The sequence below is a fragment of the Bradyrhizobium sp. U531 genome, from assembly GCF_051710265.1.
GTDB lineage: Bacteria > Pseudomonadota > Alphaproteobacteria > Rhizobiales > Xanthobacteraceae > Bradyrhizobium.
In genome coordinates this window covers 161,546-174,521 of record NZ_JASVEN010000012.1, presented here as the reverse complement: position 1 = coordinate 174,521, position 12,976 = coordinate 161,546, and the positions used below count along the sequence as shown (strand labels likewise).

Annotated in this window: 9 protein-coding genes and 1 pseudogene; 7 read left to right on the top strand and 3 right to left on the bottom strand. The window is 57.4% G+C overall.

Annotation, left to right across the window (positions count from 1 at the left end; all coding sequences use genetic code 11):
* Nucleotides 1-200 precede the first annotated feature (200 nt).
* The 7 genes and pseudogenes from QRQ56_RS35280 to QRQ56_RS35250 all read left to right on the top strand — a co-directional run.
* Nucleotides 201-1,886: an MFS transporter gene (locus tag QRQ56_RS35280; protein WP_438746106.1), complete on the top strand. Its 1,686-nt coding sequence runs from the start codon at nt 201-203 to the stop codon at nt 1,884-1,886.
* 603 nt (nt 1,887-2,489) lie between these two features.
* A complete protein-coding gene (locus tag QRQ56_RS35275) occupies nt 2,490-4,091 on the top strand; it encodes an ABC transporter substrate-binding protein (protein ID WP_438746104.1) in 1,602 nt (533 codons plus the stop codon).
* Nucleotides 4,092-4,186: 95 nt separating this feature from the next.
* Nucleotides 4,187-5,167 carry an ABC transporter permease gene (locus QRQ56_RS35270; protein WP_438746103.1) on the top strand — a complete coding sequence of 327 codons (981 nt, stop codon included), beginning with the start codon at nt 4,187-4,189 and terminating at the stop codon, nt 5,165-5,167.
* Nucleotides 5,167-6,066: an ABC transporter permease gene (locus QRQ56_RS35265; protein ID WP_438746101.1), complete on the top strand. Its 900-nt coding sequence runs from the start codon at nt 5,167-5,169 to the stop codon at nt 6,064-6,066. Before QRQ56_RS35270 ends, QRQ56_RS35265 begins: the two co-directional genes overlap by 1 nt.
* Nucleotides 6,067-7,056: an ABC transporter ATP-binding protein gene (locus tag QRQ56_RS35260; protein WP_438746099.1), complete on the top strand. Its 990-nt coding sequence runs from the start codon at nt 6,067-6,069 to the stop codon at nt 7,054-7,056. It abuts the gene before it with no gap.
* Between the two features lies 1 nt (nt 7,057).
* A complete protein-coding gene (locus QRQ56_RS35255; protein ID WP_438746097.1) occupies nt 7,058-8,041 on the top strand; it encodes an ABC transporter ATP-binding protein in 984 nt (327 codons plus the stop codon).
* A gap of 436 nt (nt 8,042-8,477) precedes the next feature.
* Nucleotides 8,478-8,892: pseudogene (locus QRQ56_RS35250) on the top strand (ATP-binding cassette domain-containing protein); the annotation flags it as partial.
* Nucleotides 8,893-9,316: 424 nt separating this feature from the next.
* On the opposite strand, the gene QRQ56_RS35245 reads toward QRQ56_RS35250, so the two are convergent.
* From QRQ56_RS35245 to QRQ56_RS35235, 3 genes are all read right to left on the bottom strand, one after another.
* Nucleotides 9,317-10,132, bottom strand: a complete 816-nt coding sequence (locus QRQ56_RS35245) for an ATP-binding cassette domain-containing protein (RefSeq protein ID WP_438746096.1) — start codon at nt 10,130-10,132, stop codon at nt 9,317-9,319.
* Between the two features lie 10 nt (nt 10,133-10,142).
* Entirely contained in the window at nt 10,143-11,336 is a 1,194-nt protein-coding gene (locus QRQ56_RS35240; RefSeq protein ID WP_438746095.1) for a sugar ABC transporter permease, read from the bottom strand.
* Between the two features lie 62 nt (nt 11,337-11,398).
* Nucleotides 11,399-12,484 carry a sugar ABC transporter substrate-binding protein gene (locus QRQ56_RS35235; RefSeq protein ID WP_438746093.1) on the bottom strand — a complete coding sequence of 362 codons (1,086 nt, stop codon included), beginning with the start codon at nt 12,482-12,484 and terminating at the stop codon, nt 11,399-11,401.
* Between the last annotated feature and the right edge of the window lie 492 nt (nt 12,485-12,976).

Genomic DNA, 12,976 nt, shown 5'->3' with positions numbered 1-12,976 from the left:
AATTTCGCTCAAAACCCGCGCTGTTGTTCCTCTAATCTATGATTGTCGATAATTGAAAAACATCTCTCCGAAGGCGTCTCGTTCGTTTGCACCGCTCATGCATCCCGCAGCTAGGAAAATCTCTCTCGGTCGAGAACGACTATTTTCTGCTATCATTGATGGTCTGGCACATCGCTTGACGAGCCAATTCTGGGATAGAGATGATTGGTTCATCTGACTCCCCCTCGTTCAAATCAGACGGGATAACCGCGCCGCTACGAGTCCTGGCTTTCCGCCGCATCTGGCTTGCAAGCCTGCTCTCCAATCTTGGCATTCTTATCCAGGGCGTAGGCGCGGCGTGGGCGATGACTCAGATGGCTTCGTCGGCCGACAAAGTCGCGCTGGTGCAGAGCGCGCTCATGTTTCCGGTTATGCTGATTGCTATACCTGCTGGCGCGCTTGCTGACATGCATGATCGTCGCATAGTGGCGCTTGTATCACTTTGCATTACGCTCGTCGGCGCGATCGTGCTGACCACACTAGCCTGGCTAGACCTGGTAACACCGAATGGTCTGCTCGCACTCTGTTTCGCCGTCGGTGGCGGCATGGCCCTTCTGGGGCCTGCCTGGCAATCCTCAGTCGGCGAACAGGTCCCCTCTGACGCGCTCCCTGCAGCTGTTGCGCTTAATGGGATCAGCTACAACATCGCACGCAGCGCGGGTCCGGCGATCGGCGGTATCGTCGTTGCCACTGCCGGCGCAGTAGCCGCCTTTGCGCTTAACGCGTTGCTCTATTTGCCGCTGATAGCTGCCCTGTTTGTTTGGAAGCGCCATGCTGAACCCTCTCGGCTTCCACCTGAAACACTAAACCGCGCCATCGTATCTGGCGTCCGTTACATCATCAATTCGCCATCAATCAAGATCGTATTGGTACGCTCTTTCTTCATGGGCTTGATAGGTGGAGCGATCATCGCCTTGTTGCCGCTGGTCGCCCGCGATCTTTTGCAGGGCGGCGCCAAGACCTATGGCATCATGCTCAGCGCCTTTGGCGTTGGCGCGGTAGTCGGCGCTCTCAGTATAACTGAGGTCCGGAAGCGCATGAGTGGTGAGGCGGCGATCCGCACCTGCGCTCTTTCCATGGCCGGCGCAATTGCTACTGTGGGACTGAGCAGCGAGGCGATTCTGACCGCTGTCGCGCTCATCTTGGCCGGGGCGGTTTGGATGCTGGCCTGGGTGTTGTTTAGCATTGGCGTGCAGCTTTCGGCGCCACGGTGGGTCGCGGGACGTTCGCTAGCCGCATATCAAGCGGTAAGTTCAGGCGGTATTGCTTTCGGAAGTTGGGGGTGGGGCCATCTAACCGATGCTGCTGGCGTCGATACGGCACTCTTGATCTCAGCAGCTTTAATGTTCGTATCACCACTTCTTGGAGTTTGGCTGCCGATGCCGCGCATTAGCGCGCGAGGCGAAGAGGCCGAAATGCTGGAGGATCCCAAGGCAAAGCTAGCGCTGACCGGACGGAGCGGGCCGGTGGTGGTGGAGATTGACTATTGCATCGCCCAGGAGAACGCCCGTGCCTTCCACAACTTGATGCAAGAGGTTCAGCTCTTTCGACAACGAAATGGAGCCTACGGGTGGTCGATTGCTCGTGACATTGCGGATCCCGAACTATGGACGGAGCGCTATCACTGTCCGACATGGTTTGATTATTTGCGACAGCGCAACCGCTCGACGCAATCGGAGCGCGCACTGGACCGGCAGGCCTCATCTTTCCATGTTGGTACCGAGCCGGTGCGAGTTCGACGCATGCTGGAGCGCCCGTTCGGCTCCATGCGGTCGAGAGAAGACAGCCCGGATCGACCTGCAAACGATTCTCTCCGAGCAGATTGCCAACTCGGAGAAAGGTACTGATCTGCGGCTCAGTCGTCGAGACGGGCATAGTAGTAGGAGAGAAACGAACGGGCAGGAGTGCAAAGCGGACAAGCGCCCGGCCAACAAAGCGGGACTCGATTTAGGGTCCTATGCATCGGTGGAAGACATATGCTGGATCAAGCATGCCGAGATCCTGAACAGTCAAAGACGTGAGATCTAACCTGATGCCGCCTTAAGGCGCGGCGCGGCCAGTTTGTAATAACGCTGGCACTCAGCTTCTTGGCCGGTCATTCAACCTTGATGCACCTTGAATGATCGCGACATGCTCGGTCCCTCGGGCAACTAAAGGCAATCGTCAGCTGGCAGGGGCAAGTTTCATTTGCGGCAACATGGTAATTTTTACCTTCCTTCAGTCTACCGGCTCGAGTTAATGGCGCGGGTCACTCCCCAGAAAGGGGCTGTGGCAAATTTGACGAAGCGCTTGGCATCGATCACTTTCCGGAATGCTTCATCATTACTAATAATTTCTTTTCTGACAGTATTTTGAACTCCATAGTGGAAAAAAACGGCGATCGCAGCAGGCTGCCACGGGCGGTCCCCGGCGACAATTATCCAACGAGGAACACTAAGAGGGTGAACAACATGGACATTTCGCGCAGACTTCTTCTGCAATCGACCGCTGCGCTGGCGCTTGCAGGTGGTAGACTTCCGTTTGCAGCAGCCGCAGAACAGGGTCGTCCAGGCGGCACTTTAGTGATGGTGACAACTCAGACGCCTCGCCATCTCAATCCGGCTATTCAATCCGGCATTCCCACCGCGGTCCCAGGAACACAGCTTTTTGCGTCACCGCTCAAGTACGATGCGAACTGGAACCCGCAGCCCTATCTCGCGCAAAGCTGGAAGGTCGCTGAGGATGGCCTATCTGTGACACTGAATTTGGTGAAGAACGGCAAATTCCACGATGGGAAGCCCATTACGTCTGAAGACGTAAAGTTCTCCATCGAGACGATCAAGGCTCATCACCCATATAATACCATGTTCGAGCCGGTTAGTACGGTCGAAACGCCTGATGAGCATACTGCTGTCGTTCGTCTTGCCCGCCCGCACCCAGCGCTACTGTTGTGTATGTCGAGCGCGCTCTGCCCTATCCTGCCGAAGCACGTATTCGGCGACGGGCAGGACATCATGAAACATCCAGCGAATTCCAATCCGATCGGCAGTGGCCCATTCAAGCTGGAGGAGTTCAAGCCGGGACAGCAGATCACGCTGGTCAAGCACCCAGAGTTCTTCCTTGAGGGGCGGCCCTATCTCGACAAGATCGTCATCCGGATCAATCCGGATCCGAACGCGGTCTTGGTCGCTATGCAGAACGGCGAGGCAGACTTTTACCCCTTCGTGCAGATCAGCCAGCACATCAAGTATTTGGAAAAGGTGGAGCGTCTCGGTGTCACCGACAAGGGTTATGTCGGCGCGGGTCCGATCAACTGGCTGGCGTTCAACACCGCGAAAGCCCCGCTGGACAACAAGATGGTTCGTCACGCGATCGCCTATGCCACCGATCGCAACTTCATCTGCAACGCCCTACTGCGCGGCGTCGCCAAACCGCAGCACGGGCCAATCATTGAATCTGGGCCATTTTTCAATCCAAGAATAGCTCCATACGATTTCGATCTCACAAAGGCCAACGCTCTCCTTGATCAGGCCGGCCACAAAAGAAGTCCTGACGGCACGCGCTTCAGGCTGACGATTGACTACATTCCTAACGTCGGCGAAGTCCAGGAAGGTGTCGCCCAGTATCTGAAGTCGCAGCTCAAAAAGGTGGGCATTGAACTGGACGTTCGATCTGCCCCCGACTTCCCGACCTGGGCTAATCGCATCTCGAACTATGATTTCGACTTGACGATGGACGCGGGCTTCAACTGGGCCGATCCGGTCATTGGAGTGCACCGCACCTATCTGTCCTCGAACATTCGAAAAGGCGTGATCTGGTCGAATACTCAGCAGTATCGCAATGCGGAAGTGGACGAATTGCTCAATAAAGCTGCAGTCGAGATGGATAAGGCCAAACGCAAAGATCTCTACGACAAATTCCAGATGATCGTTGCAGAAGATCTGCCAATCCACTGGCTCCACGTGCTTCCATACCGGACAGCCTACGACAAGCGTCTGGCCAACATTCCAGAGTCGATTTGGGGCCCCATGCAGTCGATGGATGACCTATACTGGACTCAAGAAAAGAGCTGAGATTGTAATGTCCAATACAACTGCGGTGGCCAAATGTGGCCGCGTCTAAGGACGCGGCCACACTCGTCGATTCTTTTCCGGATTATTAGGACAAAATGGGATTATTTGGATATGTCAGCCGGCGCCTAGTTTACGGTTTGTTGTTGCTGGTTGGCGTTCTTGTTCTGAACTTCTTCTTGATTCACGCGGCGCCTGGCGATCCAGCTCAGGCGATCGCGGGAGAGATGGCTGGTGCCAATCCGAAAGTGCTCGCCGAGATTCGGACGAGCTATGGATTGGATAAGCCTATCCTCACGCAGCTAGGGATTTATCTTGCCAATGTCGCGAAGGGCGATCTTGGGATCTCGTATTACTTCAACCAACCCGTAATCACGCTCATCGCGGCTCGCCTGGGCCCGACGATTCTTCTAGTCTTTTCCTCTCAGGTAGTTGCACTGGCTGTTGGCGTCGCCATGGGCGTGCTAGCAGCGCGCCGGCCCGACGGCCTCTTGTCAGCCATCGTTGCAGTCGTCTCGACAATTGGCTACGCGGCGCCGGTCTTCTGGTCGGGCATCATGCTGATCATTCTCTTCGCGTCGGTATGGCCTATCTTTCCGGTTGACGGCATGACAGGCGCGCGGTTCGAAGGCGGCTACCTCGCCCATATTCGCGATATCTTGTACCATTTGGTTCTCCCCGCTTCGACGCTTGCCATCATCTTCCTGGCGCAATATTCGCGATTGTCACGCGCTTCAATGATCGAGGTGCTCGGCGCCGACTATGTTCGCACCGCGCGCGCCAAGGGCTTGAGCGAGAGGGCGGTTATGTTCAAGCACGGTCTTAGGAACGCCCTGCTTCCGATCGTCACGGTCGTTGGCATCCAATTCGGCAACTTGATTTCGGGCGCGCTCTTGGTCGAATCTGTCTTTAACTGGCCAGGCATGGGTCGGCTAGCATTTGAATCCGTTCTTCGCCGCGACTATCCGACCTTGCTCGGCATCCTGTTCTTCGCAGCTCTCATGGTTGTCGTCGCCAATATCCTGACCGATATCTCCTATCGCTTCGTCGATCCTCGCATCCGAATTGGACGGCACTGATGAACATGATGCCGAACACGAGGACATCCGCTGTGGCTAAGCAGCCGCCTGAGGCAATCAGCCCGCTGAAGGATGCCTGGATCGTTTACCGCCGAAACAAAGCCGCCATGCTTGGCACCGTGTTGCTCGCCGCCATCATCGCGCTTGCTCTGTTTGGTACTTTCCTTTACCAGGCCGACCCCTACGAGATTGTCTCGGCTCCAGAAACTCCACCATGGACTGATTCCGCGGCACCTTTGGGTACGGACTATCTTGGCCGCGATTTAGGCCGCGGACTGCTTAGGGGAGGAGGCCCCACAATCGCCGTTGGCGCTGCGGCTGCGCTAATCACGCTCGCAATCGGCATCTCACTTGGTGGTATTGCCGGCTATTTTGGTGGGTGGGTCGATGATCTTCTCATGCGCGTTACGGAATTCTTCCAGGTACTTCCCGCGCTACTCTTTGCCATGGTGGTAATCACGTTGTTCTCGCCCACGACGATGACAACGGCGATTGCGATTGGCCTAGTGCTCTGGCCTCAAACGGCCCGCTTAACACGCGGGGAGTTTCTGAAAATACGCGAACTCGAATACGTCATGGCGGCGCGTTCGATCGGCGCGCGCGACGGGCGGATCATGTGGAGAGTAATCCTTCCGAACGCCCTTCCTCCACTCATCGTGTCGGCGACGCTCACCGTCGGCGTGGCCATTCTCTTCCAGGCCGGACTTTCGTTCTTGGGGCTGGGCGATCCAAACATCATGTCCTGGGGGCTGATGATCGGCACAAACCGGCAGTACATCCTCGATGCCTGGTGGCCCGTTACATTGCCCGGCGTCGCGATCTTTCTCACGGTTCTGGCCATCAGTCTGGTCGGCGACGGTCTGAATGATGCATTTAATCCAAAGTTGCGCGGGCGCTAAATGGAAAAACCACTGATTTCGATCCGAGATCTGAAGGTCGAGTTCTCGACGCGCAATGGGCCCGTGACCGCGCTTGACGGAATTAGCCTGGATCTAATGCCGGGCGAAACTCTGGGAATTGTGGGAGAATCAGGCTGCGGAAAATCGATCACCGCTCTCGCTACAATGGGCCTTATCCCGAACCCACCGGGCCGCGTGGTGGACGGCCAGATTCTGCTCGATGGCGAAGACATCACGCATGCTGATCAGAGGCGGCTGAGAAATCTGCGGGGCGCCGACATCTCCATGATTTTCCAGGAGCCGATGACATCGCTCAACCCGGTATTCACGGCGGGTGATCAGATTGCCGAAGCAATCATGCTGCACCAATCGGCGAGCAAAGCTGAGGCTGGTCGTTTGGCCGTGGAACTTCTGCGGACGGTTGGCATTCCCGACCCGCAGCGCAGGGCCAAGTCGTTCCCTCACGAACTATCAGGGGGAATGCGCCAACGTGTCATGATCGCCATGGCCATTTCGTGTCGGCCGCGCGTGCTGATAGCCGATGAGCCGACGACCGCTCTCGACGTCACGATTCAGGCGCAGATTTTCGATCTCATGCGTGAGATCCAGAACAAATTCGGCGTCGCGATCATGCTGATCACGCACGACATGGGCGCGATCGCTGAAATGGCCGACCAAGTGGCCGTCATGTACGCGGGTCGCGTGGTGGAAAACGGAAGCGCGGACACCATTCTTGACAATCCGCGCCATCCTTACACACGAGGGTTGATTGGTTGCATTCCGGTGCTCGGTAAGCAGGCTGGTCAGCATGGTCGTATGCCGCCGTTGGCCGAGATCCCCGGTATCGTACCGCCGCTTCACGTCCTTGGTCGCGGTTGCGCCTTCGCTGACCGTTGTCCGATGGCCTTTGATCAATGCCGCGCGACCCGGCCTGCGCTGGACGGAACTGTTCACAAGGTCGCCTGTTTCAGGGCGGAGGAATGGAGGTAGCGTGAGCTCTGATACACTCCTTGAGGTGAAAGACCTCTGCGTGCGCTTCGCCACGGCTCCCAAATCACTGTTTGGCGAGCGGCCCGTGCTGCACGCCGTGCGCCAAGTGTCGTTTTCCCTAAGGCCTGGCCGAACCCTTGGATTGGTCGGCGAAAGCGGGTCGGGCAAGACAACGACGGGAATGGCCGCGATCCGGTTAGTACCGGCTCATTCGGGGGCCGTGATGTTTGATGGCACCGATCTCCTTAAACTTGATGCTGAGGACATGCGGCGGTCCAGGCGTCATCTTCAAGTGATCTTCCAGGACCCGTACTCATCACTGAACCCACGAGAACGCGTCGGGGCAATTGTCCGCGAGCCGCTCGAATTAATGACCCCGGAGCTGCCGAAGTCCGAACGTGAGCTGCGCGTACGCGAGCTGTTCAACCTCGTCGGCTTGCGGCAGGACCAGATGGCGCTTTTTCCGCATCAGTTTTCGGGCGGTCAGCGGCAGCGCATCTCGATCGCCAGGGCGCTCGCCACCAATCCCCGTTTAGTCGTCTGTGATGAACCCGTTTCAGCGCTGGACGTGGCCATTCAGGCACAAATTCTTAATCTCCTGCGCCGACTCCAGGACGATTACCGGCTTTCGTATCTGTTCATCAGTCACGATCTAGGTGTCGTGCAATTCATCTGCGACGATATCGCGGTCATGTACCTAGGGCAAATCGTGGAGTTTGCCGATCGTCCGACCATTTTTTGCCGGCCCCGGCATCCCTACACCGCCGCCCTGCTTGCGGCGGCGCCGTCGCTGGCGCGCCGCAAGAGCGCGGGATACATGCGTCACGGCAGTGTGAAAGGCGAACCACCGAGCCCTCTCAATATCCCCGCGGGCTGCGCCTTTTTTTCGCGCTGCCCGCGCGCGCAGTTAAAGTGCCAAGAAGAACGCCCGCAATTGATGCCAGACGCCGAGAGCTCGGTAGCCTGCCACTACCCGCTTGACTAGGATCTTGGCACGAGCCGGGCGGATCCGGTTGAAAGCGGGAGCCTCTCCGCCGATGCAGCTGCTGAACCGCCGATACTCTGAATAGCGACAGCTCCCTTCTTCCAAACGTCTATCGGGCGCCGCTCAGCCGTGTTGATCTCTATGCTGCCTGTCCTCCGCAGACGATCATACTGTTTCAGGACACCTCACTCGTTTACGTCGTCTCTCACGCCGACTTCCCCAGAGCTGCGCAAAAGTGACCCACGGACGGAGCGTCGAAATGTATCTCTTCGCCGTGTTCGACTGCTTTGCCGTTTGGTTTCTTGCCTCGTCGCTGGTTAAACATCTTCAGCCGCGGACGGCCACAGCCCGGTGACTCCCATGTTTGCATCCGGCAACGCGGTTGCGGCCCAGCCGGCGCCCTCTGCGCGGCAGTGATTGAGATCAACAACCTAAATTAAGCAAATGGTACGGGCCGCGCTTTCAGGTCCTAAAGAACTGCACGACTTCCGTGGGCCGCGGGAAGGTCGTCGTGGTCTGTGGACCATCGGGATCGGGCAAGTCTAGCCTGATAAAATGCGTCAACGCGTTGGAGCCATTTCAGGAAGGTCTCATCGCGGTCGATGTTCGACGAGGCCACTTCGGCGCTCGATCCAGAGATGGTTGGCGAGGTCCTCGACGTTATGATGGGCCTCGCCCAAGAAGGCATGACGATGATGGTTGTCACCCATGAAACGAGTTTTGCTCGCAAGTTTGCGGACCGCGTCGTCTCCATGGACTGCGGTGAAATCGTCGAGAATTCGATAAACACGCGTTTTACAGGGGCGCTCAGAGCGGGCCGCACCTTCTTCTCGAACATTATTAGTCACTAGGCCCATAGAGATTCACTGGTCAATTCCGAGCGCGGCGAGTCATGCCGACGCAGTCTCGGCCAATGCAGGACAGGACTGGAACCGCCGCGCACCTCGACAACAAAGGTTCTCATCGAACGAAATTGTATGGCTCGCCAAGCGCACCTTGGTTCTAGACCACCCAGTATCGTCGGGGCGGACCTCGATCTCGAGCACCGAAAATTCCTCCGACTTGATCTCGCCCTTCCGAGGATCGGCTCTCCCACAGGTCGTGGCGAGCCGATCGCACCATTGCAGCGTCCTCACCGAGCTGGCGGCATGACCCGGTGCCAAAGACCGTTTCGCCTCTCGGTCCGCCTCCTGTTTACGTCACGGAGCGCTCCGAGAGACGCAGGGCGTCTCTCGGATCGGCTAATGGCGTGAGACCGACTTGGCGGAATCGACTTCAATGCAATGAATGACCTTCACTCTGAGGAGCGCAGTTTGCCTGGCTCCGATCAGTGCTTGCCGCCCGGGCCGTCTCGCCCACGCCTGCCATCGCATGCAGAATTTCTTCCTCGGTCGTCTCGCTCGTCTTCAATTCACAGGCGATCGAACCCCGCCTGAGAATGTAGATGCGGTCCGTCGTCTCAATGAGATCAGACAGACGATGACTGACCAGCATCACGGAAGCTCCGTTTTCCGGAAGACGCCTGATGAGCTCAAGCAATGGACGCCCGGCCGCAACCGATAGAGCCGCCGTAGGCTCGTCAAGAATGACAAGCCGCGGCGAATTCGCCATGGCACGCGCGATCGCGACAAGCTGCCGTTGCCCTCCCGAAAGCGCAGAGACAGGTTCAGTCAATGAAGGAAGCCGCAGTCCGAGAGTACTGAGCACGCGCTCGGATTGATCGAGCATCGACGCTTGATCAAGCGCTCCCAATCCAAATAGCTTGAACTTGAGCTGCTCGCGGCCCAGGAAGATGTTCTCATAGATCTCGAGATTGTCGCAAAGCGCAAGATCCTGATACACCATCTCAATGCCAAGCCCGCGGGCTTTTTTCGGCGAATATTGCTCTTGCCGGACGCCATGTAGCAGCAACTCACCTTTTGAGTGCGGTACGTCTCCGGCAACGATTCGCATAAGCGTGGATTTCCCGGCGCCGTTGTCCCCGGCGAAACCGACTATCTCGCCCGGACCGATATGGAAGTTGATCCCCTCCACGGCAGTGACCGCGCCATAGTAGCGAGCGATTCCCTTGGCCTCGATGATGTTTTGCATCTTCTTGCTCTCACCGTTTCTTTGCAGTCAGGGAGTCGATACTGACGGCAATCAGCAAGACCGCACCAGTGGCGACCATCTGCTTGAAGCTGTTGACCCCCAGAAGACTCAGTCCATTGGCAATGCTCGCCATCAGCATGGCGCCGGCGACCGTTCCGACCATTGAACCCTGACCGCCGAACAAGTTCGTGCCGCCAATAATCGCGGCGCTGATCGCGTTGAGGGCGACCAGATCACCAATTCCTGGCGGCGCCGCGTCGAGGAGAGCCCCCTGCACGATGGCGGCTGTTGCCGTCAGCAGCCCCATGATCACGAACAGCATGACCGTGATGACCTTCACATTGATGCCAACGCGCTTGGCGGCCTCATCGTTGCCCCCGATGGCGTATACGTAGCGGCCAAAGTCAGTGCTCGTTGTCAGCCAGTGGAACAGCCCGGTCAAAACGATCAGAAGGAGCGTCGGATAGGGCAGTCCTCGATAACTCGTAAACACCCAAAGAGCGCCTGCCGACACCAGGAGCACAAGCGCCAGCTGCAGTCGCTCAACCGTTCGCGAAATAGCGAGCTTCGGCTGCTTCGTGCGCATCTTCTTCACGCAGCTACGAATGAAAATTGTTCCAACCACGACAACCAGAGCACCCGAGACCGCCGGAGGCAATTGGGAATTCGACAACATGTAGAAGGATTTTGACGAGCCCGACAGCGTTTGAGCGTCGGGAATAATGAAGGCGACTCCGCGGATCCAAGAAATGCCCGCCAGCGTAATAATAAAGGAAGGGATCATCAGGCGGATACGGATCAGTCCGTGTAAAAGCCCGATCGCTGCCCCGAGCGCCAGCGCCGCGCAGATCGTGACCGGAGTCGAAGCGTCAACCACAACCTGCAGCTGGAAAATCACAACGATAATCAGCGCCATTGAGGCGCCCGCCGACAAATCGATTTCTCTGGCAATCAGCAGCAAAGTCATTCCAACGGCAATGATGGCGGTCACGCTCATCTGCACTGAAAGAATACTGAGGTTGCGCGGTGTTAGCACATAGCCTCCGGTCGTGAAGTGGAATGCAACCCACGCGATCGCCGTGAGGCCAAACAGGATGATGAGGCGCAAATCCCTGACGGTCGCGGCAAGCGACGTGTTTTTCATGTCGCTCGCCCTAACATCGACCTGACTTGCTGCCTGCATATTGGGCGCGTACTCCGACATTTGGACGTATCCCCTCCCGATGTTTTATCGCCCGGCGACGAGCAGCCGCCGGGCGTCTTAATTTAGCGCAGTTTGCGCAGACGCTCGGGAACCAGGCTGTCGTCAAGGCCCTTGAGCGCTGCCTTGGAATCCAGGTAACCTGGGCTGTAGTGCTCGAGATGATCTGCCACGTTGTCCTTGGTGACATTATAACTTTCGATCGGCCACCAAGGTAGCGGTACTTTTCCTTCAGCTAGGTAAGTCGTTGGCGCCTTTAGTGCCTCACCCTTGGCTAGCTTCAGGGCGAGCTCTCCCGCGGTGGTTCCCATCACGTCGTACTTCGTGAAGCTTGAAACCATCATGTGACCGAGAAGAATATTCCGGCAGCCTTGCGTCGTGGCGTCCTGTCCGCTGACGAAGACCTTCCCAGCCAGTCCCTGCGCCAGGAGCGCCTGGATGACGCCGCCGGCCATGCCGTCGTCATTGCAGAAGAAACCTTTGATCTGATTGCCATTGGCGGAGAGCGCATTCTCCGCTTGCTGCCGCGCCAGCTCCGGATCCCAATTTGCGTTGAACTGCTGGCTCACGATCTGGACCTTGCCGGAGTCGATGAGCGGCTTGAGGACGTCGTAGTATCCGGCGGTGCATTCTTCGGCCACCGTATCGTCGGGGCTTCCCGAGACGATCACGAACTTCCCTTCCAGGCCCACCATCTGGGCTGCCGCTTGGACAGCGTTACGGCCAACGCTTCGATTGTCGCGACCCACGAAGGCCGAAACGTCAGGATTGGGGATCGCCTCATTGTAGGCGATCACCGGGATGCCCGCGTCCTTTGCCTTGCGAACCATGTTGATGCTGGTCTTTTTATCAATCGCGATCAGAGCCAGAACCTTGACTCCTCGATTGATGAAGTTGTCGACGTCACGCAGCTCCTGCGCGACGTCGAGGTTCGCTTGCGTGGCGATCGGCTCGAAGCCGCCTGCGCTGACGGCCTTCTCGAAGAATGGCTGGTCGAGGTATCTGTATCTCGGCACAACATAATTCGACAGAATGAAGCCAATCTGCGCGCCGGCGGCCCTTACGGCGGCCGGAAACCCCACGGCGGTTGCCAGGGTAATGCCCGCGCTTCCGATCATGAAGCGACGGCGCGTGGTTGAAATTCCCTGCATTTCTGATCCCTCCTTGATTTGTCTTTATTTTCGATTTGAGCGCGCATCGACTTGCGCACGCCCGTCCCCCGACAGGTCGTATATTCTAAGTATACGATCCTGAAGGCGTGGTCAATAGAATGGGCGTTTGCGCGACGCACGACGAGTGACCCGCGCGGAATACCATGCTAGGAGTTTTCGTCATGCAGGATACCGAATAGCCGAATCGGGTTTTGAGCATCACTGCACATGGCGATGTGACTAGGCTCGCGACAGCGGCCCGCCGATTTCCAGCGAGCCAGCTGCTGGCGATCCTAAGGCAATTCGTCGACGAACCGGTCGAAGACATCCTTACCAATTCTGCTTCGTCGGCCCCGCGAGATCCGTAATCGCCAAGTCGTTGCCGGTTCATGGTCCTGTTGCTGCGTTTCAGATGCCAGCGCTCGACGAACTTATCCGCAGCCCGATCCACCCGCGCTAGGACAGAACAACTGCGGAAGCTATAAACGCGAT